This window comes from Bradyrhizobium sp. T-1, from assembly GCF_053592855.1.
Map to the genome: position 1 here is coordinate 1,974,563 of NZ_CM132115.1, position 24,310 is coordinate 1,998,872.

The 24,310-nt window shown below is 63.7% G+C and carries 24 protein-coding genes; 16 read left to right on the forward strand and 8 right to left on the reverse strand.

The features are described 5' to 3' along the window. The 3 genes from ACWAT4_RS09550 to ACWAT4_RS09560 are packed head-to-tail and all read left to right on the forward strand — an operon-like array spanning nucleotide 1 to nucleotide 2,715. Entirely contained in the window at nucleotides 1–1,047 is a 1,047-nt protein-coding gene (locus ACWAT4_RS09550) for an ABC transporter substrate-binding protein (RefSeq protein WP_212299137.1), read from the forward strand. A gap of 28 nt (nucleotides 1,048–1,075) precedes the next feature. Next, nucleotides 1,076–1,933, forward strand: coding sequence for an ABC transporter permease (locus ACWAT4_RS09555; protein ID WP_249149559.1), 858 nt, complete (start codon nucleotides 1,076–1,078; stop codon nucleotides 1,931–1,933). After that, the gene (locus ACWAT4_RS09560) at nucleotides 1,930–2,715 is read left to right on the forward strand and encodes an ABC transporter permease (protein ID WP_449730413.1); all 786 of its coding nucleotides are present in this window, start codon (nucleotides 1,930–1,932) and stop codon (nucleotides 2,713–2,715) included. Before ACWAT4_RS09555 ends, ACWAT4_RS09560 begins: the two co-directional genes overlap by 4 nt. 177 nt (nucleotides 2,716–2,892) lie before the next feature. Here the strand turns inward: ACWAT4_RS09560 and ACWAT4_RS09565 are convergent, their stop codons facing one another. Further along, nucleotides 2,893–3,543, reverse strand: coding sequence for a TetR/AcrR family transcriptional regulator (locus ACWAT4_RS09565; protein WP_212299135.1), 651 nt, complete (start codon nucleotides 3,541–3,543; stop codon nucleotides 2,893–2,895). A 213-nt stretch (nucleotides 3,544–3,756) separates the two neighbouring features. Here ACWAT4_RS09565 and ACWAT4_RS09570 point away from each other — a divergent pair, with 213 nt between their 5' ends. The 3 genes from ACWAT4_RS09570 to ACWAT4_RS09580 are packed head-to-tail and all read left to right on the forward strand — an operon-like array spanning nucleotide 3,757 to nucleotide 8,269. Continuing rightward, nucleotides 3,757–5,094, forward strand: coding sequence for an MFS transporter (locus ACWAT4_RS09570; RefSeq protein ID WP_212299134.1), 1,338 nt, complete (start codon nucleotides 3,757–3,759; stop codon nucleotides 5,092–5,094). 23 nt (nucleotides 5,095–5,117) lie between these two features. Further along, nucleotides 5,118–6,614 (forward strand): carboxylesterase/lipase family protein, encoded by a 1,497-nt coding sequence (locus ACWAT4_RS09575; protein WP_449730414.1) that lies wholly within the window; start codon nucleotides 5,118–5,120, stop codon nucleotides 6,612–6,614. Continuing rightward, nucleotides 6,611–8,269, forward strand: a complete 1,659-nt coding sequence (locus ACWAT4_RS09580) for a carboxylesterase/lipase family protein (protein WP_449730415.1) — start codon at nucleotides 6,611–6,613, stop codon at nucleotides 8,267–8,269. Before ACWAT4_RS09575 ends, ACWAT4_RS09580 begins: the two co-directional genes overlap by 4 nt. 154 nt (nucleotides 8,270–8,423) lie before the next feature. Here the strand turns inward: ACWAT4_RS09580 and ACWAT4_RS09585 are convergent, their stop codons facing one another. Further along, nucleotides 8,424–8,681, reverse strand: a complete 258-nt coding sequence (locus tag ACWAT4_RS09585) for a hypothetical protein (protein WP_449730416.1) — start codon at nucleotides 8,679–8,681, stop codon at nucleotides 8,424–8,426. A 208-nt stretch (nucleotides 8,682–8,889) separates the two neighbouring features. Between ACWAT4_RS09585 and ACWAT4_RS09590 the strand changes: the two genes are divergently transcribed. Continuing rightward, nucleotides 8,890–9,228 (forward strand): hypothetical protein, encoded by a 339-nt coding sequence (locus ACWAT4_RS09590; RefSeq protein ID WP_449730417.1) that lies wholly within the window; start codon nucleotides 8,890–8,892, stop codon nucleotides 9,226–9,228. A gap of 254 nt (nucleotides 9,229–9,482) precedes the next feature. Here the strand turns inward: ACWAT4_RS09590 and ACWAT4_RS09595 are convergent, their stop codons facing one another. Beyond that, on the reverse strand, nucleotides 9,483–9,980 hold the full coding sequence (locus ACWAT4_RS09595) for a hypothetical protein (protein WP_212299129.1): 498 nt from the start codon (nucleotides 9,978–9,980) through the stop codon (nucleotides 9,483–9,485). Between the two features lie 577 nt (nucleotides 9,981–10,557). Here ACWAT4_RS09595 and ACWAT4_RS09600 point away from each other — a divergent pair. After that, a complete protein-coding gene (locus ACWAT4_RS09600) occupies nucleotides 10,558–10,905 on the forward strand; it encodes a cyclic nucleotide-binding domain-containing protein (protein ID WP_212447204.1) in 348 nt (115 codons plus the stop codon). Between the two features lie 171 nt (nucleotides 10,906–11,076). Next, nucleotides 11,077–11,322 carry a hypothetical protein gene (locus ACWAT4_RS09605; protein ID WP_449730418.1) on the forward strand — a complete coding sequence of 82 codons (246 nt, stop codon included), beginning with the start codon at nucleotides 11,077–11,079 and terminating at the stop codon, nucleotides 11,320–11,322. A gap of 198 nt (nucleotides 11,323–11,520) precedes the next feature. On the opposite strand, the gene ACWAT4_RS09610 is transcribed toward ACWAT4_RS09605, so the two are convergent. Together ACWAT4_RS09610 and ACWAT4_RS09615 are read right to left on the reverse strand one after the other, a co-directional pair. Then, the gene (locus ACWAT4_RS09610) at nucleotides 11,521–12,420 is read right to left on the reverse strand and encodes an ABC transporter substrate-binding protein (protein ID WP_449730419.1); all 900 of its coding nucleotides are present in this window, start codon (nucleotides 12,418–12,420) and stop codon (nucleotides 11,521–11,523) included. Between the two features lie 315 nt (nucleotides 12,421–12,735). Continuing rightward, nucleotides 12,736–13,686, reverse strand: a complete 951-nt coding sequence (locus tag ACWAT4_RS09615; RefSeq protein WP_449730420.1) for an alpha/beta fold hydrolase — start codon at nucleotides 13,684–13,686, stop codon at nucleotides 12,736–12,738. Between the two features lie 182 nt (nucleotides 13,687–13,868). Here ACWAT4_RS09615 and ACWAT4_RS09620 point away from each other — a divergent pair, with 182 nt between their 5' ends. After that, on the forward strand, nucleotides 13,869–14,072 hold the full coding sequence (locus tag ACWAT4_RS09620; RefSeq protein ID WP_212299207.1) for a hypothetical protein: 204 nt from the start codon (nucleotides 13,869–13,871) through the stop codon (nucleotides 14,070–14,072). 15 nt (nucleotides 14,073–14,087) lie between these two features. Here the strand turns inward: ACWAT4_RS09620 and ACWAT4_RS09625 are convergent, their stop codons facing one another. Continuing rightward, on the reverse strand, nucleotides 14,088–15,458 hold the full coding sequence (locus ACWAT4_RS09625) for an MFS transporter (RefSeq protein WP_449730421.1): 1,371 nt from the start codon (nucleotides 15,456–15,458) through the stop codon (nucleotides 14,088–14,090). Nucleotides 15,459–15,713: 255 nt separating this feature from the next. Here ACWAT4_RS09625 and ACWAT4_RS09630 point away from each other — a divergent pair, with 255 nt between their 5' ends. The 6 genes from ACWAT4_RS09630 (at nucleotide 15,714) to ACWAT4_RS09655 (ending at nucleotide 21,591) form a co-directional block, all read left to right on the forward strand. Continuing rightward, complete coding sequence (locus ACWAT4_RS09630) at nucleotides 15,714–17,375, forward strand: thiamine pyrophosphate-binding protein (RefSeq protein ID WP_449730422.1); 1,662 nt, start codon at nucleotides 15,714–15,716, stop codon at nucleotides 17,373–17,375. 3 nt (nucleotides 17,376–17,378) lie between these two features. Further along, the gene (locus tag ACWAT4_RS09635; protein WP_449730423.1) at nucleotides 17,379–18,644 is read left to right on the forward strand and encodes an NAD(P)/FAD-dependent oxidoreductase; all 1,266 of its coding nucleotides are present in this window, start codon (nucleotides 17,379–17,381) and stop codon (nucleotides 18,642–18,644) included. A 109-nt stretch (nucleotides 18,645–18,753) separates the two neighbouring features. Beyond that, nucleotides 18,754–19,458 carry a GntR family transcriptional regulator gene (locus tag ACWAT4_RS09640; protein WP_249154658.1) on the forward strand — a complete coding sequence of 235 codons (705 nt, stop codon included), beginning with the start codon at nucleotides 18,754–18,756 and terminating at the stop codon, nucleotides 19,456–19,458. A gap of 139 nt (nucleotides 19,459–19,597) precedes the next feature. Continuing rightward, the gene (locus ACWAT4_RS09645) at nucleotides 19,598–20,158 is read left to right on the forward strand and encodes a thiamine pyrophosphate-binding protein (protein WP_449730424.1); all 561 of its coding nucleotides are present in this window, start codon (nucleotides 19,598–19,600) and stop codon (nucleotides 20,156–20,158) included. Nucleotides 20,159–20,163: 5 nt separating this feature from the next. Next, nucleotides 20,164–20,754: a thiamine pyrophosphate-dependent enzyme gene (locus ACWAT4_RS09650; protein WP_449730425.1), complete on the forward strand. Its 591-nt coding sequence runs from the start codon at nucleotides 20,164–20,166 to the stop codon at nucleotides 20,752–20,754. A 57-nt stretch (nucleotides 20,755–20,811) separates the two neighbouring features. After that, a complete protein-coding gene (locus ACWAT4_RS09655; RefSeq protein ID WP_212299119.1) occupies nucleotides 20,812–21,591 on the forward strand; it encodes an SDR family NAD(P)-dependent oxidoreductase in 780 nt (259 codons plus the stop codon). A gap of 166 nt (nucleotides 21,592–21,757) precedes the next feature. Here the strand turns inward: ACWAT4_RS09655 and ACWAT4_RS09660 are convergent, their stop codons facing one another. Together ACWAT4_RS09660 and ACWAT4_RS09665 are read right to left on the reverse strand one after the other, a co-directional pair. After that, a complete protein-coding gene (locus tag ACWAT4_RS09660; RefSeq protein WP_212299118.1) occupies nucleotides 21,758–22,552 on the reverse strand; it encodes an IclR family transcriptional regulator in 795 nt (264 codons plus the stop codon). 20 nt (nucleotides 22,553–22,572) lie between these two features. Further along, the gene (locus tag ACWAT4_RS09665) at nucleotides 22,573–24,306 is read right to left on the reverse strand and encodes an FAD-dependent oxidoreductase (RefSeq protein ID WP_212299117.1); all 1,734 of its coding nucleotides are present in this window, start codon (nucleotides 24,304–24,306) and stop codon (nucleotides 22,573–22,575) included. Nucleotides 24,307–24,310: the final 4 nt, after the last annotated feature.

The window sequence follows — 24,310 nt, forward strand, 5'->3', positions numbered from 1 at the left end:
ATGACGATGAAGCAGAATTTTGGATTGGGCTGCGCGCTGCTGGGCGCGATCGGATTGACCGGTGCGGCAAACGCCGCCGAGCAGATCACCTTCGTCTCGCAAGGCGGCGCCTATCAGCAGGCGCAGACGGTGGCGATCCTCGATCCTTCCGCCAAGAAGCTCGGCATCACCATCAATCAGGATTCCATTCCCGACGCTTGGCCCGCGATCAAGACGCAGGTCGGCAGCGGCAAGCCGATCTGGGACGTCGTTGACACCCCCACCGGCTATTGCTTGCGCGGCGGCGAGCAGGGGCTGATCGAAAAGCTCGACTTCGCGAAGATCCCGAATGCTGCGGCGATGCCGGAGGCCTATCGCAGTCCCTATTCGGTCTCCTACGAGTTCTATTCCAGTGTTCTCGCCTACAGCCAGAAGACGTTCCCGAAGGACGCGCCGAACAGCTGGGCGGATTTCTGGGACGTCAAGAAATTCCCCGGCCGCCGCGCGCTGCGCAACCATCCGATCGCGACGCTCGAGGCGGCGCTGATGGCCGACGGCGTTGCGCCGGACAAGCTCTATCCGCTCGATGTCGATCGCGCGTTCAAGAAGCTCGAGGAGATCAAGCCGAACATCACGGTGTGGTGGACCTCGGGCGCGCAGTCGGCGCAGCTCCTCAATGACGGCGAGGTCGACATGGAGATGGCCTGGAACGGCCGCGTCAGCGCGGTCGCGAAGGAAGGCGCCAAGGTCACCTTCACCTACAACCAGGGCATCTTGCAGAGCACCTCGCTCTGCATCCTCAAGGGTGCGCCGAATCTGGATACCGCTGTGAAATTCCTCAACGAGGCCGTCGATCCCGTGCACCAGGCCAACCTGCCGCTCAACATCGATTACGGCCCGGGCAATCCCAAGGCGTTCGAAACCAATGTGATCAAGCCCGAGCGCGCCGCGCAGCTCCCCAGCGAGCCCGCGAATGCGGCCAAGCAGGCGCTGATGTCCTACGCCTGGTGGTCCTCGCCCGCGGGCGAAGCCGCCGAGAAGCGCTGGGCGTCGTTCATGCAGAAGTAAGCGAAGCGAGGCAGCGTTGGCGACATCCATGCCAGATCCCTCCCAGAAGCATCAGCGCCGTGAGCACGGCCTGATGCTGGCATTGGTGTCGCCGGCGCTGCTGGTGATCCTGGCTCTGATCGTGCTGCCGGTCGGCTGGCTCGCCTGGCAGTCGATCTACCATGACGGCTTCACGCTGGAGAACTATCGCCGTGTCTTCACCGAGGACATCTACTGGCGCAGTTTTGCGCTGACCTTCGAGATCAGCCTTGCGGTCACCGTGATCTCGCTGCTGCTCGGCTATCCCGTGGCCTATCTCGCCAACGCGGTGCCGAAGGGATGGAGCATCCTGATCCTGGCGCTGGTGGTGCTGCCGTTCTGGACCAGCGTGCTGGTGCGTGCCTATGCCTGGCTGGCGCTGCTGCAGCGCACCGGCGTGATCAACCAGCTGCTGCGCTATCTCGACGTCATTTCCGAGCCGCTGGCGCTGGTCCACAACACCTTCGGCACGGTGATTGCGACCGTGCACATCCTGCTGCCGTTCATGGTGCTGCCGCTCTACGCCACCATGCAGAAGATCCCCGGCGATCTCATCCAGGCCGGCGCCAGCCTGGGCGCAAGTCCGTCGCTGACGTTTGTCCGCGTGTTCCTGCCGCTGTCGCTGCCGGGCGTGCTCGCGGGCTGCACCATGGTGTTCGTGCTCTGCCTCGGCTTCTACATCACGCCCGAGCTGCTCGGCGGCGGCCGCACCGTGATGGTGTCGATGCTGGTGAGCCGCAATGTCGAGCTCTACAACCAGTTCGGCGCGGCGAGCGCCGTCGCCGTGGTGTTGCTCCTCAGCGTGCTCGCGATCTTCTTCGTCGTCAGCCGCTTCATCTCGCTCGATCGCGTGTTGGGGCAGAAATGATGCGCGCCTCGCCCGCACGGATTGCCCTCTATGCGATTAGCGCGCTGGTGCTGGTCTATCTGATCCTGCCTGTGCTGATCATCGCGCCGATCTCGTTCTCGAGCGCGCGCTTTTTGACCTTCCCGCCGCCGTCGTTCTCGCTGCGCTGGTACCAGCAATATTTCGCCAACCCGGCCTGGATGCAGGCAACGCGGGTGACGCTGACGGTCGCGTTCCTGACCGTCCTGATCGCGACGCCGTGTGGCGTTGCCGCCGCCTACGCCATCAGCCAGTCCAAGCTGCGGATCATGCGGATCATCCACATGGCGCTGCTGCTGCCGCTGGTGGTGCCGATCATCATCACCGCGGTCGGCATCTTCTTCGTCTACGCCAAGGTCGGCCTGGTCGCGACCTTGCCGGGCCTTGTGCTGGCCAATGTGATGCTGGGCTTGCCCTATGTCGTCATTTCGGTGCTCGCAGGCCTGCAGAGCTTCGATCCCGCGCAGGAGATGGTCGCGCGCAGCCTCGGCATGAATCGCCTGCGCGGCTTCTTTGCGGTGACGCTGCCGCAGGTCAAGTCCAGCGTGGTCGCGGGTGGCATCTTCGCCTTCATCTCGGCGATGGACGAGACCATCGTCGCGCTGTTCATCTCCGGCGGCCAGTACCAGCCGCTGACCAAGCGCATGTTCACTGCGCTGCGCGACGAGATCGATCCGACCATCGCTGCGATCTCGACGCTGATGACGGCGGCATCGTTCATGCTGGTGCTGCTGGCGAGCGCACGGCAGAAGAAGGCGGGGTAGGGGTTTTTCGTCGTCCTGGCGAAAGCAAGGACCCATTACCCCAGGGAGATGCCGCTACGCGAGCGGTCACTCCGAGTCTTCGCCAAACTGCATTCGGTGGCTATGGGTCCTGGCTTTCGCCAGGACGACACTGAGTGTGTGGCAGCGGCTTCCGTCAAACGGAGGCGCGCTTTTGCCTCAATCCTTCGCCCCCAGCCACGCCAGAATCATCTCCACGATCTGCGTCCTGCTCTTCGCCAGCACCTTCGGCTCGCTGAGATCCCGGTCGAACAGCGCACCAAAGGTGTGGCGGTTGGCGACGCGGAAGAAGCAGTAGGATGAAATCGCCAGATGCAGGTCGATGGCGTCGACGTCATCGCGGAAGACGCCTTCGGCGCGGCCGCGCTTGAGGATGCCGTCCAGCGTCGCGATCACGCTGGCGTTGAGCTGGCGGAGTTGCAGATTCTGCTTCAGGTGCTTGCCGTGGTGGATGTTCTCGATTGAGACGAGGCGGATGAAGTTCGGATTGCGCTCGTCATGGTCGAAGGTCGCCTCGATCAGCCGGCGCAGGCCCTCCCGGGCGTCGCAGCTGGCAATGTCGAGCTGGTCCTCCAGTGCGCGGATGCTGCGATAGGCTTCCTCGAGCACGGCAAGGTAGAGCTGCTCCTTGCCGCCGAAATAGTAATAGATCATCCGCTTGGACGTGCGCGTGCGCGCCGCGATCGCGTCGACGCGGGCGCCGGAATAGCCCTCCGAGGCGAATTCGGCCATCGCCACTTCGAGGATGTCGCGCTTGGTACGCTCGGGGTCGTTGGTGCGCTTCGAGGGTGGCGGCATGCGCTTGAGCATCACAATTTCTCCCGCCGTTTCTATGGATCACCTTGAAGGTGAAGGCAAATTTCGCCCAATCCGACATCTTTCGGTGTGATCTTGCATAAACGTACTAGTTCGTACATTATGAGATCAAACCAAGGTTGCGGCAACCAAAAGCAAAAAGCGCGGGTACGGCCGGATGGGCGTGACGCGAGACGCGACCGACATTGCACACGGGGAGGAATTTTGATGAGCTCGATCTCGACTACATCGCTGCACGCGTCGGCCGGCAAGGAGACCACTCAAAACAAGCTGCCGAAGCGCGCCGCGCTCGTCAGCTTCGTCGGCAGCATGCTCGAATACTACGACTTCTTCATCTACGGCACCGCAGCCGCGCTGATCTTTCCGAAAGTGTTCTTCGCCAATGTCGATCCCGCGACCGGGACGCTGCTCGCGCTGCTGTCGTTCGGCATCGGCTATATCGCGCGTCCCGTCGGCGCCGTCATTCTCGGCCATTTCGGCGACCGTATCGGCCGCAAGACGGTGCTGCTGTTCACGCTGGTGATCATGGGCGCCTCGACGCTGGCGATCGGTCTGTTGCCGGATGCCAAGACCATCGGCAACGCGGCGCCCATCATCCTGACGCTGCTGCGCCTGCTGCAGGGCCTGTCGGCGGCCGGCGAGCAGAGCGGGGCGAACTCGCTGACGCTGGAGCATTCCGCCAATTCCAACCGTGCCTTCTTCACGAGCTGGACCCTGAGCGGCACCCAGGCCGGCGCGATCCTGGCGACGCTGGTGTTCATTCCCGTCTCCAGCATGCCGGAAGATCAATTGTTGAGCTGGGGCTGGCGCATTCCGTTCCTGCTCTCGGCGCTGGTTCTGCTGGTCGCCTATCTGGTGCGCCGGACCATGCCGGAAACGCCCGTGTTCGAGGACATCAAGGACAAGGCGCAAGTGGCGCGCTTCCCCGTCATAGCGCTGCTGCGCGACTACTGGCCGGACGTGCTGCGCGTGATCGTCTGCGCCCTGATCGCGACCGTCAGCACGCTGACCGCCGTGTTTGCACTCGGCTATGCCACCAGCAAGTTCGGCGTGGCGCGCCCGACCATGCTGTGGGCAGGCGTGCTCGGCAACGTCACGGCGTTGTTCGCGCAGCCGCTCTGGGCCTTGCTCGCCGACAGGATCGGCCGCAAGCCGGTGTTCATCGGCGGCGTGCTCGGCTGTGCCGTGCTGCTGTTCCCTTACTTCATGCTGGTGACCTCCGGCAGCACGCCCGCGATCTTCGCCGCTGCGATCGGGCTCTACATTATCTACTCGGCACCGAACGCGATCTGGCCGTCGTTCTACGCGGAGATGTTCGAGGCGCGCGTGCGCTATTCCGGCACGGCGATCGGCACCCAGCTCGGCTTCCTTGCCGCCGGCTTCACGCCACTGGTGAGCGCGAGCCTCGTCGGCGAAGGGCCGACGGGCTGGATTCCGGTCGCGATCTTCGTCGCCGGCTGCTGCGTCGCCTCGGCGGCAGCCGCAATGACCGCGCACGAAACCCACAAGGTCGACATCGCCGATCTCGGCAAGCGGCGCGCGTAGGCGCAGGACAGGACAACGATCGTATGCTGACCCACGCTGTTTCGACCACGCTCGGACCCGTCATCGGGGCCGAGCAGGGTGCTGTCCGCGCCTTCAAGGGCGTGCCGTTTGCGACCGCGCGGCGATTTGCCAAGGCGACAGCGCCGCTTGCGTGGGCGGAGCCGCGCCGCTGCACGGACTACGGCGCGTATGCGCCGCAGCCCGGGCATCTCGATCAACCGGAGGAATCCTGTCTCAGCCTGAACATCTGGACGCCTGTCGGGGCCGATCGCCCGCTGCCGGTACTGTTCTTCATCCATGGTGGCGCCTTCGTCACCGGCGGTGGCGCCGATTATGACGGCGCATTCCTCGCCGCTCACGGCCCGGCCGTCATCGTCACCATCAACTATCGGCTGGGCCCGCTCGGCTTCCTGCAGCTGCATCGTCACGGATTGGGCGAGGCCAACAATCTGGCGATCTCGGATTCACTTTCCGCGCTCGACTGGGTGCACGCCAATATTGCCAATTTCGGCGGCGATCCCGATCAGGTCACGCTGTCGGGCCAGTCAGCCGGCGCGTCCATGGTGATTGCGCTCGCGACGCTGCCGCAGGCCAAAGGAAAGTTTGCCCGCGCGTTGGCGCTGAGTGCGCCGGGTCGCAACATCATGAGCGCCGATCATGCCGACCACGTCGCGCGCCGCGTGCTGGCCGAGCTTGCGCTCGAGGACGACGCGAGCGCGATCGCTTCCATGCCACTGCCAGAACTCTTTGCGGCGGTCGAGCGCGTCGGACGCAGGCTCGCGGATGAGACCGATGCCGGCACCGTGTTCGGCCCGGTGCTCGACGGCACGGTAGTCCCGCGCGAGCCGCGCGATGTCTTTGCCGAGGGCGGCTTGCGCGACATCCCACTCTGGCTCGGCTCCTGCCGCGACGAGATGGTGATGTTCCTGAAGAGCACGCCGCCGGCCGCGATGATCCGCACCACCGAGCGGAACGTGCGGGTTGCGTTCGGCGATGCCGGCTGGGAGCGTTTGCTGGTCTGCTATCGGGGCTCGACGCGTCTCGGCGAGGATCCGTATGAGGCGTTGCTGTCGGATGCGTTCTGGCATCGTCCGATGGCCGATCTCGCGCGGTGCCACGCGGCCGCAGGCGGCGCGGTGTGGCTGAGCCGGTTCGACCATCGCCCGGCGCTGGAGCCGTTCCTGTCGCAAGGGCCGACGCATGGCGCCGACAACGCCTGTCTCTGGGCGCATCTACCCGATTTCATCGATCGTCCGATCCTAAAGCGCAAGGGCGGCCCGATGACTCCGGCCGATATCGACGTCGCGGCGCGGTTTCAGACGAGCCTGCTGCGTTTCGTGATATCGGGCGCGCCGGATGTCGCTGAAGCGTGGCCGCGGTTCGAGCGAGGCAAGGAGCCTCTCGCAATCTTCGGCCAGCCGTTTCATATTGTGCCTCTCAACGAAGGCGCGCGCTTCCGCCTGTGGGCGGAACTGAGCACAGGCTCCAACGATAAAAACAACATGAGGGAGGCCGTATGAGCATCGTGAACGGGCGCGCTACGTGGTCCACTGTCGCGATCGCCTCGCTCCTTGCGCTGCTGGCGACTTCGCCCGTGACTGCGCAGATCGTCGCGACGCCTGTTCCCGGAGACCCCGTCAACATCGACAGCGGCGCCGTCTCCGGCAAAGTGCTGCCGTCGAACGTAAAGGCCTATTTCGGCATCCCCTTTGCCGCGCCGCCGCTCGCTGATCTCCGCTGGCGCGCTCCGCAGAAGGTCGAAGCGTGGAAGGGCGTTTATCACGCCGACCGGCTGGGACCCGAATGCATCCAGGTGCTGCGCCGGCACAATCTCAACCATTATTTCGGCGAGGAGGCGACCAGCGAGAACTGCCTCTATCTGAACATCTGGGCGAGCGCGGATGCGAAGCCGGGTGCGAAGCTCCCGGTCGTGGTCTGGATCTATGGCGGCGGCTTCACCCTCGGCTCCAGCGGCATGGCGATGTATGACGGCGAGAACGTTGCGAAGAAAGGCACGGTCTTCGTCAGCTTCAACTATCGCGTCGGCATTCTGGGCAATCTCGCGCATCCCGAGCTGACCGCGGAATCGCAAAACCACGCCTCCGGCAATTACGGTCTGATGGACCAGGTTGCGGCGTTGCAATGGGTCAAGCGCAACATCGCACAGTTCGGCGGCGACCCAGATAACGTCACCATCACCGGGCAGTCGGCCGGCGCGATGTCGGTGTCGGCGCTGGAGGCAAGCCCGCTCGCCAAGGGCCTGTTCAATCGCGGCTTCGCGATGAGCCTGAGCATGTTCGACAACCGTTTCAAATTCCCGGCGCTGCCGGCCGCCGAGAAGATCGGCCTCGAGGTGCAGGCGGCGCTCGGCGCATCCTCGCTGGCCGAGATGCGGCAGATCCAGGCCGACAAGATCCTGGCGATCCAGAAAGACTGCCAGCTCGGTTGCGCGGGAACGATCGCCGTCACGCCCGATATCGACGGCTACGTGCTGCCCGATACGGTCCCGAACATCTTTGCTGCCGGCAAGCAGAATGACGTTGCGACCGTCGCCGGTTTCACCAGCGACGAAAGCTCGAACGATCTGCGGACTGCGGGGACGTTAGAAGCTTATGTCGCTGCCGCGCGAAAGCTCTATGGCGATCAGGCCGATCGCTTCCTCGCGCTCTATCCTGCCAAGACCGACGGCGAAGCGAAGGCCATGGGCCTCACCGCCGCGCGCGAGGGCCTGGTCGAGATCGGCACGCGCAACTGGGCCGAAGCGCAGGCGAAGACCGGCAAGGCGCCGTTTTACATGTACATGTTCTCGCGCGTGCATCCCTTCGCGCCCGGCGTCGATTTCTTCGACAGCCCGCAGAAGATCGGCGCCTATCACACCTCCGACGTGCCTTACTGGTTCGGAACGCAGGACGCCTTCAACAGATTCCGCACCACGCGCAACTGGACCGAGTTCGATCGCGCGCTGTCCGAACGCATGATGGACACGCTCGTCGCCTTCGCGCGCACGGGAAATCCGGCGACGTCGGCAACGCCGTGGCCGCAATGGAAGCCCGACGCGCAGGCCTATGTCGAGTTCGGCGACGACACCGGCGTGCGCGAGGAAAACCGGGCGCGGCTCGATTTCCATACGCCCGCCAACGTCACCCCGTCGACACCGCGGGTGTCGCGGGACTAGGGCGTGTACCTATAATGGCATGTCGGTTGTCGACGGTCAGGCGGAACACATCTGCTCTGGGTGAGCTTCACCGGTTTTGACCATTGCAGACTTCCTTCCCGGCCGTACGAAGCATGCACGAGATGCGATGAGTTCCGCGAAGCAGATAAGTCAGCTAACGTGACAGTGGGCATATATAGCCCTGGAAAATGCATGTTGGTCGTGTCGCGCCATCAAGCAACACCGTGACGCCGGTGCTGCGAGTGCTGACCTCGATGACGACCCCGGTTTTGTTAGCCAAGGGTGGGCACTGCAAGGCACCAAGCTCGTTTATCTTGAAACGAATACCGGCAGTAACGCTGCCATTTTTCCGAGCTTTGGTGTGATCGCTGGTTATGGCCAACCTATCAGCGGGATCGCCGCGGTATTTCATTCTTGCGCCTCCCAATTCAGTAACTTATGTTAATTTAGTTCGGGTAGGCGGATTTTTTTGAGCTACCTCAATTTCGTCGAGTCCTAGCTTGGTTGTTTGGCCTCTTGTTTTAAGCCAATGGTTGCGGTGCAAAAATACCGGTTGCCCGCGTGCGGGCGGCATCTCGGCAAGCGCCGTTTGATGTAAACGGCCGGTCAGGAGTAGCGTGATGCACCGATACGTGGCCCGAGCAAATCTGGATCACTATCTCGACCTCCTGAACGGCGATGCTCTTGCAGCGCATAATCGCGCCACCATCACCAAGCTGCTCGTCGAGGAAGAAGACAAGCTCGGTCACGATCTGGAGCAGCTTGAATTTGCGGAAACCCGCGCCGCCAATGGTCGCCAAAAAGTGGACCATGTCAGGCGCCTGCGTGATGCCTTCGCCTTCGGCACGACGGAACGCGAACAGGCGGACCGGCTATTGGTCAATTACGAAAATCTACAGACGCTTCTGGAGGATTTCTGCCATCGCCTGCGAGCAAGGATCAACTCGCGCGAAATCTAGCACTTCCGGCGGCCATTCCACGCGCAAGGAGTTGGAACGAAGACTGGGGCCGTTGTTTCGCAGCTATGACCTCCCAGGAATGCGCTGCGTTGGCTGATCATTGCAGCAAGCAGCTGTAAAGGCGTCTGTCCAATATCGGCGCGATCAGCTTCAGAGCATTGCAGAATTGTATGAGAAGCCGGCAAACAGCGTGCGGGTGTCGGAACAGTCAAAAAGGACCCGCACGCCGATGTGCCCAAGAGACTGAAAAAACGCTAGCTGTCCGACAGCGTCCCCGTGACGGTGCAATCTCCCCACAAGTAGAGACCCCCGCTCGATGGAACGGTGCTATAAAGGGCGATCGACGGGAAGCGGCCGGGCCCAATCTTGAAAAACATTCCGTCGACTCCGACAGAATAGAAATTGTAACCGCCCGCATTTGGAATGGGGCTGATCCCTCTTAGGGTGTAGGTCCTGCCGATATCGTTTTGGCCCGGGGCCGTGCCGAGTTGCAGCTGTCCATAAGGGAAGGCCTGGGAGGCAAATGTGGCGACGATACAAGACACGTTGGTAATGTTCACAAATTTGTTGGTCGGCGTTTGTGTCAGTGTCAGTGTGATCATGCTGTTGCCGCTGGAAACGTGACTGGCGCGATCCTCGTAGTAGGTGCCGGAGATAATCTGCTTGTTGCCTTGCGCGTGACCAGGAGCGGTCAAAGCGATAGCAAACAGAAACAACGTGGCGGCGAATTGAGCGAATCTAGAAAAACGCATTTCGGCCTCCAAAATGTGAGAAAGTATAAGGGCCGCATCTTCGTCCAACTTCGGAGGGTGCGTCAATCTGTCATTACCGTGAGTGGCCGCACACAGGTTCGGCCTTCGCGGGCATGACCTGAAGCGTGTGCTCATAAAGGCGATGTCGGCTGTCGACGGCCAAGCGGAAAACATCTGCGCGGGGTGAGCTTTACCGGTTTTGACCCGGCCCGTCGGCGAAGCTGCGCGCTCGCCGCTGTTGAGGTCTGCTTCGCTTGGGCGAGCGGACAGTCAGACCCAGAGCAGAACTGCCAACCCAACTGGCTTGCCGCATCGACTCCGCTGATGACGTTTGATCCAGATCAACAGGTCCTACTCCTGCTTGGCTAGACAAGACGTCGCGTAGTCCCCACTACGCGACCCCAACCCAAGCCGTCGGCTTCCCCAAGGGCTGGCGGCTTTCTTTTTCCGCCTTCGTCAACCCTGCGCCTGGCAGCTCCCTACGGACAATGATGTAGGCTGGGCCGAATTTGCGCTTCGTCAAGCCGTGGTCGCGCTCCCTCTCTCTAGCTTGCGCTAAGTTTTCAGGGAGGCGCCCATGCTGGTGAACATCAACACGCATCGACGGCCCGTCGACGGACACTTCGCCGCTCTTGCTGGCGAGCGGGTGCTTTGCAGTGAATATCGATATCGCAGGGGAGCCGAGATTTTCGGCGAGGGCGAAGAGGCTGACTACGTGTATCAAATCACGGCGGGAGCAGTCCGGACCCACAAGTTGCTGACAGACGGCCGTCGCCAGATCAGCGCATTTCATCTACCTGGTGACATGTTCGGATTCGAGAATGGAGTTACTCACCGCTTCACTGACCGTTCGTCCGCCGGCGGGAGATGTCGCCGATGTGACTTGGCAACGAGCGAGGTGATCCGGTCAGCTTGTCGCCTGTAGCTGAACAAGCCCGAGACTGTCGTGATGTCGGTTATCGTCGGCGGACCGGACGCGTGGCGTGCCTGCCTCGACCGCTGCTTGTGCCCCGTTCCTGAAGTTGGGCGCCTCCATTGCCGGGGCATGAGGGTTTCACTATAAATCTATGGCAGGTCATTTCCTTGGAGTATTTTGATGAGAACGCTTTATTGCGCAGCTATTTTCATGACCTTGATTTCGACTTCTGTTCCAAGCTCTGCACAAAAAGCCATTGGCAAGTGTATGAGGGCCGATTGTGCGGGCATGCAGGCCTATTGCAGCGAAAGCCGTAGTTCAGGGAAGACTGGAACCAACTGCGAAGCTGCCGGTGCACAATGTACCAAAGCCAAGAAGTGGGTCGGCACCACCCCGGATGGTAAGAAGTGGTCGTGTACTTTTTAATCTCTCGCCAGATCGCATGAGCATAGAAGAGGCCGCCACCAAGGCGGCCTCTTCGTTTCGAATAGCCCGATGTCGGTCATTGCTGACCTTTTTAGGCGAGCGACCATGGCTCTGATTTGTGGGTTAGAGCGGACCAGCCCCGGTGTGGAGCGACGTCGCAGTGTGACCCGGAGCGGACCTTCAAGGAAGATCCTTACTTCACTCAATTATTTGGTCGGCGCGAACGAGGATCGAGGGCGGCACGGTGAGACCTAGCGACTTCGCCGCCCGCGTGTTGATCGCAAACTCGAACTTGGTTGGCTGCTCGATCGGCAGTTCTGCGGGATTGGCGCCCTTGAGTATCTTGTCAACGTAGGTGGCGGCGTGCCGCCAGATTTCCTCGATATCGGCGCCGTAAGAAGCCAGCCCTCCGGCCTCTACGTACGGTCGGAGCTCATACATCGCTGGAATGCCGCTCTGCGCGGCGAGCTCGGCAACTTCTCTCGCGCGACTGAACAGGATGGCGGAGGCAGGAATTAGAAGCGCGCCAGCGCCGGCATCGGCAGCAACTTTGAAACCGTTCGCAATCTCCGACGGCTCCCCGATCTGGACTGAAACCATTTTCCATCCTTGCGCCTGCCCCACTTTTTGAGCCGTCGTCCATAACTCCGGTTTCGATGTGTCCCAGAAAACAGCCGCGATTTCCGCGGCCGGATTGAGTTCTTTCAGCAGCTCCAGCCGCTTGCCCGTGAGTTCCGTGCTCTGCAGGCTCATTCCAGTAAAATTCCCTCCCGGACGGGCGAGGCTTTGCACGTATCCTTGTGACACCGGATCGGGCGCGGCCGTCATGACCACCGGAATGGTGCGGGTCGCCTGTTTGAGCAATGCGAGGGTTGCGCCACCGCCCGTCGCGACGATCACGTCGCACTTGAGATCGACCAGTTCGGTAACGGTCGCAAGATTCTCGATTCCTCGCGGCTCGGTGACAAAGTCGCGCCCATAAACATAGCCCAACTCGGCCATGCCACGCAAAAACATGCGCACATTACGACTGCGGGGCAACGGCCCAGTTATGTCATCACTGGTCCAGCCGATGACGACGACGCCGATTCTGATCATCTTGCGCGCCGGTTGTGTGCGAGCTGCTCTTGGGCAAGCCAGAGCCATGGCGCCTAAGGAAGTCAAAAGCTTTCGCCGATTGATCATGTGCAGACCTTTACCCGATCGGTTTTAGGAGCAATGGCCATCCAGGCAAGATAATAACCATTGCCGTCACATTTACATCGGGGGTGTCGCCTCGGCTCTTTTCTGCTTTTGGCCGAAGCGACAGTTGAGGGATGTTCGCTATTCCGCCGCTATCGAGGGTGGAGCAGACATCGGCAAGCTGACGACGAGCGTTTATGAGTACTTGCCCTGTCCGGTCCTGCGCGGGCCTCAAGGCTTGCCCTTCAGCGTGCGGTCGAAAAAGGCGAGCACCTCGGCCATCACCTCGGGATTGCTGCTGACCTGGCCAAAGCTGTGGCCGGCGCCTTCGACCCGGATGAAGGTGGCGGGACGCTTGGCGGCGGTCAGGCCTGCGTAGAGGTTCTCGCTCTCGCTGATGGGAACGACGACGTCCTTGGTGCCGTGCACGATCAGCATCGGCGGCGTCTTGTCGGAGATCTGCGCGACCGGATTGGCCTTCTTCACCTTCTCGGCGTTGGCGGGATCCTTGGCGTCGAAGCCGAGGAAGGCGCTCTCCACCGACATGCCCGGGCTGCCGTTGACGGCATTGGAATCCATGCGGTGCGAGAGGTCCATCGGACCATAAAAGATCACGGCTGCCTGCACCGCGCTCGATTGGCCGGGCCAGCGGTCACTGTCATAGTCCCTGGTCTCGCCTGTGGTTGCCGCCATCGCCGAGAGATGGCCGCCGGCAGAATTACCCCAGACGGCGATGTGGTCCGGGTCGATATTATAGATCTTGGCGTTGGCGCGCAGAAAGCGGATCGCCGTCTTCACGTCTTCGAGCGGCTTGGGGAAATTTGCTTCGCCGATGATGCGGTAGTCGATCGCCGCGACGAGATAGCCGGCCTTGGCGATCGGCGACAGCTGCGGGATCAGCGCCGCGCGGTCGATGCTGCGCCAGCCATTGCCTGAGACGAACACGATGGCGGGCACCGGCTTGTCACTGACCGGCTTGATGATGTCCATCATCAGATGCGGCCGCGCAAAGCCGTTCGGGATGTCGGTGTAGGTGACGCCGGGCTGCAGGGTCGCGAGATTGACCGGCACGCCGCCCTTGATCGTTTTCTCCTCCGCCGAGGCCGGCCTCGCAACTCCGAGCGTGAGAAGCGCAAAGGCCGTGATGATCGAATTTGCGACGCGCGGATGCCGCAGGTGCATGGAGTCCCTCCCATTGTTGTTGGGTGGAAGCTCGGCGATCCCGGCTTTCGCTGTCAATGACCAAGAGGTATTTTGGACTGAACATGATGTTCAGTCCCGTGCTTTTTCGTGCTCAGCCGAGGGACGACAGCCGGGCTGCACCTGTAATCTGCTTCACAGGCGGATGCGACGATCTGCGCTAGATGAAGTCAGGCCCCGCGTTTGCGCGGCCGGGTTCGGAGCTGGCGATGATTGCTGCACTGGCAAGAGCAATATCCCGCGCGACGGGAACCAATGTCGAGGTCGAAACTCTGAAGATCCTGATGATCTTCTCCGGCGCGGGCCTGCTGGTTTCGCTGGTGGCCGCGATGATCTACGGACAGGCCCTCAACGCCGCTCTGTTCTGAGCCTGTTGCGATCGGTCAGGCGACCGGATCCTCCGCGCGATCCGAACGGCTCCGCTCACGCGGCGCCAACGGCGGTGCGCGCTTCAGCGGAGCAGTTTCGCGAGGTGCTTCGTCACTGCCTGAAGTGTGCTCGACCGGCGCGGGGCCGCTGTCGCGATAGGCGACGATCCAGATCAGGAAACCGAGGACTGCCAGCGCGGCACCGACAGGACCGGTTGAGGTCCAGCCCCATCCCTGACGAATGGCGAGACCACCGAGGAACGGGCCCAGCGCATTGGCGGTGTTGAAGGCCGAGTGATTGAGCGCGGCGGCAAGCGCCTGCGCGTCTCCCGCGACATCCATCAGCCGCGTTTGCAGGATGGCCCCGAGTGCGACGCTGGCGCCGATCGCGAAAATGTCGATCGCGAGCAGCCAGGGATTGCCGGCGACAAGCGGAAACACCAGCAACGCCACGGCCGCAAACACCAGGATGCCTCCCGCCGTCGGCATCAGTGCGCGGTCGGCGAAGCGCGGCACGAACAGATTGCCGAGCGTGGCGCCGATGCCGAAGATCGCCAGGAAGAACGGAATGACCTCAGTGCTGACCTTGGTGATCTCGATCAGGGTGGTCGCGAGATATGTGTAGACGGCGAACATGCCGCCGAAGCCGATGGCGCTGATCGCGAGCGTCGTCCACACGCGGCGGCTTTTGAGCGCGCCGAGCTCGCGCAGCGGATCCGACCGGCCGGCCTGGTCGCGCGGCGCGAACAGCGCGCACAGCAGAACCGTGAGCAGCGCCAGCACCGACACGAGGCCAAAACTCGCGCGCCAACCGACCGTTTGACCGATCAAATTGGCCAGCGGCACGCCGATGATGGTGGCGACAGTCAGGCCCAGCATCACCTGGCCGACCACTTGCGAGCGGCGGTGTTGCGGAACGAGCGAGGCCGCAACCAGGGCGGCAATGCCGAAATAGGCGCCGTGGGGCAGGCCTGAGAGGAAGCGGGCCGCCACCATCGAACCAAAGCCGGGTGCAAGCGCGGTGAGGGCGTTGCCGAGCGCGAACACCGTCATCAGCGCCAGCAGCTGCGTGCGCCGCGCGAACTTCGCGCCGAGCACGGCGATCAGCGGCGCGCCCAGCACCACGCCGAGCGCGTAGGCGCTGATCGCGTGTCCGGCCGTCGGCTCGTCGATATGAAGGTCGGCCGCGAAGAACGGCAGCAGGCTCATCGATGCGAATTCGGTGGTTCCGATCGCAAAGCCGCCCATCGCGAGCGAGAACAGAACGATGGCGAGATGAGGGGGTGCGGAAGCCGATTTCGTTTTTGGCGAGGTCGCGTGAGGCGAGGTCGTCATGTGTCCTGCATGGATGGCGGCAATGGGAACCAACCCAGCGAACGTCGCCATCCCCTGCACTCTTTGTCTCACCTACTTAAACGCGCATCGGTACGCGTCAACGGCGGAAGTGCTGCGAAGGCCGGCTGCATATCTGCCTCCCGGTTTGCTCAGGGCATCCGAGGCCCGCGACCGCCGTGGGGCCCCGCAGAACGACGCCGGGCGGTTGTTTCGGCCTTGCACCTGAATTCCGCCTGTCCTACGCCACCTCGGAACAAACTTGCGCGAAGCCTTGAAGCGCATCGCCAAAGCCTGCAGGGAGCCGTCATGACCATTCGCAACACCCGTACCGGGGGCCAGATCCTGATCGATCAGCTGGTGGCCCAGGGCGTCGATCGCGTCACCTGCGTGCCGGGCGAGAGCTACCTCGCGGCGCTCGACGCGCTGCATGACAGCCCGATCGACGTGGTGATTTGTCGCGCCGAAGGCGGTGCCGCGATGATGGCGGAGGCCTATGGCAAGCTCACGGGACGGCCGGGGGTCTGCTTCGTCACCCGCGGCCCTGGCGCGACCAATGCGAGCCATGGCGTCCACATCGCGATGCAGGATTCGACGCCGATGATCCTGTTCGTCGGCCAGGTCGACACCGGCATGCGCGAGCGCGAGGCGTTCCAGGAGCTCGATTATAAGGCGGTGTTCGGCCCCATGGCGAAATGGGCGGTCGAGATCGATCGCCCCGACCGCATTCCCGAGCTGGTCGCGCGCGCCTTCCGCGTTGCCATGCAGGGCCGTCCGGGCCCCGTCGTGATCGCGCTGCCGGAGAACATGCTGACTGAGACCGCCGCCGTTGCCGATGCCACGCGTATCGAGCCGGCGGTGAGCTGGCCGGCGCCCGCCGATATCGAGCAAGTCGGTGCGATGCTTGCCGGTGCCAAGGCGCCGCTCGTGATCCTCGGCGGCTCGCGCTGGACCGATGACGCCACCAAGAGCATCGCGCGCTTCGCCGAACGCTTCGACCTGCCGGTCGCGACCTCGTTCCGCCGGGCATCGCTGATCGACGCCGATCATTCCCACTATGCCGGCGATCTCGGCATCGGACCGAGCCCCGGCCTGAAAGCGCGCATCGATAATGCCGACGTCGTTCTGCTCGTCGGCGGCCGCATGTCGGAAATGCCGTCCTCATCCTACACGCTGCTCGACATTCCCGCGCCGAAGCAGAAGCTGATCCACGTGCATCCGGGCTCGGAAGAGCTCGGCCGCGTCTATCAGCCGGCGCTCGCGATCCAGGCGACGCCGGCGGCCTTCGCGGCTGCCGTCGAGACGCTGAAGCCCGCAGGCGCCGTTGCCTGGAAGGGCGAGGCCGCCAAGGCGCATGCAGATTACCTCGCCTGGACCGACAAGGCGCGTGAGCTGCCGGGCACGTTCCAGTACGGTCAGGTCATGACCTGGCTGCGCGACCGCCTGCCCAAGGATGCGATCGTCTGCAACGGCGCCGGCAATTATGCCGGCTGGATCCATCGCCATCACCGCTTCCACAGCTTTGCCGCGCAGCTAGCGCCGACCTCGGGCTCGATGGGTTATGGCGTGCCGGCGGGCGTGCTCGCCAAGCGGCAATATCCGGATCGTGTCGTGGTCGCCTTTGCCGGCGACGGCTGCTTCCTGACGAACGGCCAGGAGTTCGCGACCGCCGTGCAGTACGACGCGCCGCTGATCGTCATCGTGGTCGACAATTCGCAATACGGCACCATCCGCATGCATCAGGAGCGCGACTATCCCGGCCGCGTCGTCGGCACCCAGCTGAAGAATCCCGACTTCGCGATGTACGCCAAGGCGTTCGGCGGCCATGGCGAGCGCGTCGAGCGCACCGAGGAGTTTGCGCCGGCGTTTGAGCGCGCGCTGGCCTCGGGCAAGCCGTCGATCCTTCACTGCATCATCGATCCGCGCGCGCTCTCGGTCGGCAAGGATTTTGCGCCCGCGGTGAAGGCCTAGCCGATGCCTGAGGGCCGCCACGTCGCCATCATTGGAGCCGGCGCGGTCGGCGTGATCAGTGCCATCGAGGCGCTGCGCGAGGGCCATGGCGTCACGCTGATCGACGCAGGCGTGCCCGGTGGCGAGCAGGCGGCGAGCTATGGCAATGCCGGCTGGCTCTCCTCGCATTCGGTGATCCCGCCGGCAGAACCTGGCGTCTGGAAGAAGGTGCCGGGCTATCTCCTGGACCCGCTCGGGCCGCTTGCGATCCGCTGGTCATACTTGCCGAAGGCGCTGCCCTGGCTGATCAAGTACCTGCTCTCGGGCTGGACCGCGGCGCGGGTCGAGAAGACCGCATTCGCGCTGCGCGATCTCCTGAAGGATGCACCGCTGCTGCACCGGAAACTTGCGGAAGAAGCGGGCGTGCCCGAGCTGATCGAGCGCAACGGCGTGATGCATGTGTTCCCGTCGCGTGGAAATTTCGACAACGACCTCGGCTGGCGCCTGCGCAGGAAGGTCGGCGTCGAATGGCTGGAGCTCAATGCCGACGAGATGCGTCAGCGCGAGCCGGACCTGGATCCGCGCTACAGCTTTGGCGTGGTGGTGGAGGAGGCCGGCCGCTGCCGCGATCCCGGCGCGTATGTCGCCGCGCTCGCCCAGCATGCGCTGGCGAGCGGTGCCAAGCTCGTCCATGCCCGGGCGACCGGCCTCAAGCTGAACGGCAACAAGCTCGTTGCCGTTCTTACCGAGACCGGCGAAATTGCGTGCGACGCTGCGGTGGTCGCGGCCGGCGCGCATTCCAAGCGGCTGACCGCGTCCGTTGGCGATCCGCTGCCGCTGGAGACCGAGCGCGGCTATCACGTCATGATCGAGAACCCGGAGTCCGGCCCGCGCAGCTCGATGATGGCATCGGACGCCAAGATGGTGGTGAACTGGACCAACAAGGGCCTGCGCGCCGCCGGCACCGTCGAGATCGCCGGCCTGGAGGCCGCGCCGAACTGGAAGCGCGCCGAGATTCTGCGCGGCCATCTTCTCAGCATGTTCCCGAAATTGCCAAGGGATATCCCCCCCTCGCGCATCAAGACCTGGTTTGGTCATCGCCCGAGCATGCCCGATGGACGTCCCTGCATCGGCTACGCGCGCTGTTCGCGTGACATCGTCTATGCCTTTGGCCATGGCCATGTCGGCCTGGTCGGCTCCGCCCGCACCGGCCGTCTTGTCGCCCAGCTCTTGAGCGGCAGGCAGCCCGAAATTCCGCTCGCGCCGTTCGCGCCGACGCGCTTCCTCTAAAGGCGCGCCACGACCTATTTTGCCGGTTCGGTCTCCCGTCTCGTTTGCATTGCCATCGGCCCCGCCACCCCGGTATATGTTTGGGTGTGTTGGGGCATGATTGCAGCTGATGATGAGCAACGTGGAACTGGCTTCCGATAGTATCGTCGATCGCGTCTATGAGCAGCTCAAGGCGATGGCCGTGAGCTATGAGTTCAAGCCGGGCGAGCGGCTCAACGAAGGCGAGCTGGCGAAGCGCCTCGGTGTCAGCCGTACCCCGCTGCGCGAAGCTCTCAACCGCCTCAACACCGAAGGCTTCCTGCGCTTCATACCGGGCAAGGGCTTTTTCTGCCGCGAGCTCGATGCGCATGAGATCTTCGATCTCTACGAGCTGCGCAAGTCGATCGAGGTTGCCTCGGTCCGCCTCGCCATCAAGCGCGCCAAGGACGAGGACATCGACGCGCTGCTGAAGTTCCTTGAAGCGACCGGGCCGGATCCCGGCGATCGCTCCTCGGTGGAGCTGGTCGAGCTGGACGAGACTTTCCACGAGCGGCTGATGGGCATGTCGAACAATGCCGAGATGCTGCGTGTGCTGCGCAACGTCAACGCCCGCATCCGCTTCGTACGCTGGATCGACATGGACAGCATCAATCGCTCCACTACGCAAGCCGAGCACCGCGCCGTGGTCGAAGGCTTGAAGGCGCGGGATGAGGAGGCTTGTATCTCGGTGCTGGAGAAGCACATCGACCGCCGCTTGGACCGCATCACCTCCGCGATCAAGGAAGGCTACGCGCAGATCTACATGCCGGCCGCGGCGAGGTCTGCGGCGAATTGAGTTCTCTTCACCTCGCCCCGCAAGCGGGCGATGGAGCACACCGCCGCTCGCGGCCAAGCCAGCTATACAATCCCTCGATATCTGATCGTGCCAGACGGTCAGGGCCTTCGCGCCCCAACTTCGCTAGCGTGCCGCTCGAATGTCACGGAGACACGCTGTGCCCAGCCCCAAGCCGAATCTCGAAACGCGCGCCAGCGATGACTGGCCGTCCGAGCTCTATCGCATCCTGAAAGCCGCCGAGGTCAGGCAGATGTCCTATGTGCCGGATGCCGGCCATAGCCAGCTGATCCGCATGTTCTCCGCTGACCGCGACGTCATCACGAATGTGCTGACGACGGAGGAGGAGGGCATCGCCATCGCGGCGGGCGCTTGGCTCGGCGGCCAGCGCAGCGTGCTGCTGATGCAGTCGAGCGGGGTCGGTAATTGCATCAACATGCTGTCGTTGTCGGCGATGGGCCGCTTTCCGCTCTTGATACTGGTGACGATGCGCGGCGAATGGGCCGAGTTCAATCCCTGGCAGGTGCCGATGAGCCGGGCGACGCAGCCCTCGCTGGAGGCGATCGGCCTGAAGGTGATGCGTGCGGAGACGGCGGAGAATCTGGTCGAGACGGTCGAAGCTGCAGCCTCGCTCGCCTACGAGTCCGATCAGCAGATCGCGGTCCTGATCGGGCAGCGCCTGATCGGCAAGAAGAAGTGGTGATATCGATGTCCGTTCCCTCTCAACTCGATCGTCGCGCCGCCGTTGCGGCGATCCTGAAGGACCGCAAGAACACCCCGGTCGTCTCCGGTCTGGGCTCGCCGACCTATGATCTGCATGCGACCGGCGACCGCGACGACAATTTTTATCTCTGGGGCGCCATGGGCGGCGCTGCGCTGATCGGGCTGGGGCTCGCGCAGGCCCAGCCGGGCAAACGCGTTGTTGCCTTGACCGGCGATGGCGAGCAGCTGATGGGCCTCGGTGGCATCGCCACCATCGGCGTCGCGCGCCCGCGCAATCTCGACATCGTCGTGATCGACAACCAGCATTTTGGCGAAACCGGCATGCAAGCGAGCCACACCGGCTGCGGTGTCGATCTCACCGCGATCGCTACGGCTTGCGGCTTTGTCGCGGCCGCGACCGTGCGGACGCTCGAGGAGGTGCAGCGCCTCGCCACGCAAATGGTCGAGCCTGCCGACGGTCCGCGGCTTTTTGTCATCAAGGTCAGGGCCGAAAATCCACCGCGCTCGCTGCCCTCGCGCGACGCCGTCTTTATCAAGAACCGGTTCCGTGCTCATCTCGGCTTCGCGGCGGCCTAGCCCCCGGTCCTGATCCGGCGTAGGCCTGCCCCAAGCAGCTATCCTGGAGTGAGACCCATGAAACTATCCGGCAAGGTCGCCGCCATCACCGGCGCGGCACGCGGCATCGGCAAGGCCTGCGCAAAGAGATTCCTCGATGACGGCGTCAAGGTCGTCATCTCGGATGTCGATGCCGAGGGCCTTGCTGCGACGGCAGCCGAGCTCGGCCGGCCGGATGCTCTGCGCACCGTCGTCGGCAATGTCGCCAAGCGCCCCGACGTACACCAGCTCGTTGCCACCGCCGCGAAGGAGTTCGGCCGCCTCGACATCATGGTCAACAATGCCGGCGTCGCCCGCAACCGCGACCTGCTCGAGATATCCGAACAGGAATTCGACGAAGTCATCGGCATCAATTTGAAGGGCGCGTTCTTCGGCGTGCAGGCGGCCGCGAAGCAGATGATCGCGCAAGGTGGTGGCGGGGTCGTCATCAACATGTCCTCGGTGAACGCGCTGCTCGCGATCCCGGCGCTTGCGACCTACGCCATGTCCAAGGGTGGCATGAAGCAGCTCACGTCAGTTGCCGCGGTGGCGTTGGCCCCGCACAACATCCGCGTTGTCGCGGTAGGGCCTGGCACAATCCTGACCGACATGGTGGCGTCGTCGATCTACACCTCCGAGGATGCCCGCAAGACCGTGATGTCGCGCACGCCCGCCGGCCGCGGCGGTGAGCCGAGCGAGGTGGCCTCTGTAGTCGCGTTCCTTGCGAGCGACGATGCGTCCTACATCACCGGACAGACGATCTATCCGGATGGCGGAAGGCTGGTCCTGAACTACACGGTGCCGGTGAAGGACAAGTAGGGGGCGGCTCCATTCTCGGTGTCATCGCCCGGCTTGACCGGGCGATCCGGTACGCCGAGACAACAGTGATGGAGCCGATCGGCTGCGACGTACTGGATGCCCCTTCGGTTCACGATGCAAGTGCAATACCTGCTAAGGTGTTGTTGTGAGGCGGGCAGTTTGCCCCTCACTCCGCCGCGATCGTCATCCCATAACCCAACCGCTTCGAGATCCCGCCCGCGCAGTCGCGTAAGGCGTGAGCGATGGGACTTTCCCAACGCGCGTCAAATGTGCCTTCCGGTCCCATCGCAGTGATGACCAGCGCGACATGACCGGCATGGTCGAACACCGGCGCTGAGAATGCATTGACGCCGGGCAGGGGATCGCCAAGCGCGCGGGCGAGGCCGTGCTTGCGGACCTCCGCCAGCATCTCGGCGACCTTAGCGCCCTTCACAGCGCGCTTCGGATTGTAGCCGACGCCGTGACGATCGAGGCCGCTCTCGAGCGCGGCGTTGATGGTCTTCTCGGGCAGGAAGGCCGCGAAGGCGCGCCCCGTGGCGGTCTCCAGCAGCGCCATCACCGATCCGGCGCGCATCACGATATGCACGGGCTGGCCGGGTTCTTCGAGTTGCACCACGGTCGGCCCGTGGGTGCCCCAGACCGCGAGCGAGACGGCATGCCCGATTTGGCTCGCGAGCGCGGCGATCTTCGGCTGCGCGATGCGGACGCCGGAGAGGCGACGCAGGCTGATCAGGCCGAGCTCCAGCGCCAGCGCGCCGATCTCGTAGCGGCCGGTGGTCTCGTCCTGCTCGATCAGCCCGATGCGGGAGAAGCTGGCGAGATAAGGATGCGCCTTGGCCGGCGTCATGCCGGCCTCGCGGGCGAGATCGCGCAGCATCATCGGCTCGCCGCTCCTGGCGAGGGCGCGGAGCAGTTCTCCGCCGACCTCGATCGACTGGATGCCGCGACTTTCTCTCTTCATGCGCCTCCGATGCGCCTGGCTTACGCCGCGTTGCGCTTGGCGGCGCTGTCGGCGAGATGACGGCCGGCAATGTAGCCGAAGGTCAGCGCCGGCCCAAGCGTGATGCCGGCACCGGGATAATTGCCGCCCATGATGCTCGCCATGTCGTTGCCGGCGGCATAAAGCCCCGGAATCACCCGGCCCTCGGCGTCGAGCGCCCGCGCGTTCTCGTCGGTGACGATGCCGGCATAGGTGCCGAGATCGCCGATCACCATCTTGATGGCGTAGAACGGACCGTTCTCAATCGGCGCGATGCAGGGGTTGGGGCCGTGCATGGCGTCGCCCTGGTAGCGGTTATAGGCCTTCGAGCCCTTGCCGAAGGCGGCGTCGTGACCCTGCGGCGCGGTCGCATTGAATTGCCTGACCGTCTCGGTGAACGCCTTTTCGTCGATACCGGCCTTCGCCGCCAGCGCCACCAGCGTGTCGCCGCGCATGAGATAGCCGGTGTTGAGGTGGTGACCTGTTGGCATCGGGAAGGGCGGCACGCAGCCGAGGCCGTATTTGCGCAGCGTTGGGTGATCGCAGACCAGATAGGCCGCGATTTCCTCGCCCGGCTTTGCGGCCTTGATCATGGCCTGGACGAAGTCATGATAGGAATTGCCTTCGTTGGTAAAGCGCTTGCCGTCGCGCATTACCGCGATTACGCCGGGCTTGGCGCGGTCGATGAAGTGCGGCATCACGCCTTTGGAGCCGTCCTTGCGCGTCGTCAGCGACACCGGCACCCAGGCGGCCGCATTCGGCAGGCGATCCTCGATATGTCCGCCGGCGCTTTCGGCAAGGCGCAGGCCGTCGCCGGTATTGCCGGTCGGTCCCGGCGAAAAATGCTCGTTGCCGGTGGGCGCATGCGGAAACATCTTCTTGCGCCGCTCGACGTCATGCGGAAAGCCGCCGCAGGCGAGCACGACGCCCTGGCGCGTGCGGACGCGGACGTCGCGTCCCTTGCGCGAGACGATCGCGCCGGTCACCGCGCCGTTCTCGACCGTCAGCTCGCGCACCGGCGAGGACAGCCACATCGGGATCTTCAGATCCTGTGCGGATTTTGCGAGGCGCCCGGCGAGCGCATTGCCGTTGGTCAGGGTCATGCCGCGGCCATGGCGCAGGACGTCCATCAGGTGGCGGGACAGGCGTTTTGCGACATAGACCGCCGAGGTCAACGATTTCGTCGCACGCATGAAGTGGACGATGTCCTTGCCGGAGCCGAGCATCATGCCGAACACGGTGAGCTCGGGCAGCGGCATGCTCAACGCCTTGATTTGGTCGCCAAGTTCGCGGCCGTCGAACGGGCGCGTCACCATGGAGCGGCCGCCCTGCGCCCCGCCGGGCGCTTCGGCATGATAGTCCGGAAACACCAGCGGCATGTCGAAGCGCAGCGCGGTTTTGGTGATGAAGAAATCAACCGCCTCGGGGCCGGCACCCAGGAACGCATCGACGCGCGCCGCGTCAAAATTGTTGCCGGCCTCGTGGCGTAGATACGTGCGGGCCTGCTCCGGTGTCTCTTCGATGCCGTAGGCTTTCGCCAGCGACGTGCCGGGAATCCACAGCCAGCCGCCGGAGCGGGCGGTAGTCCCGCCGAAGCGCGGCTCCTTCTCGACGATCAGCACGTCGAGGCCGCGATAACGCGCGGTGATCGCCGCCGACATGCCGGAGCAGCCCGATCCGGCCACGAGCACATCGCACTCGTATGTTTCGCTTGCGTTGCGCTCGTTGCCGGTCATGTCT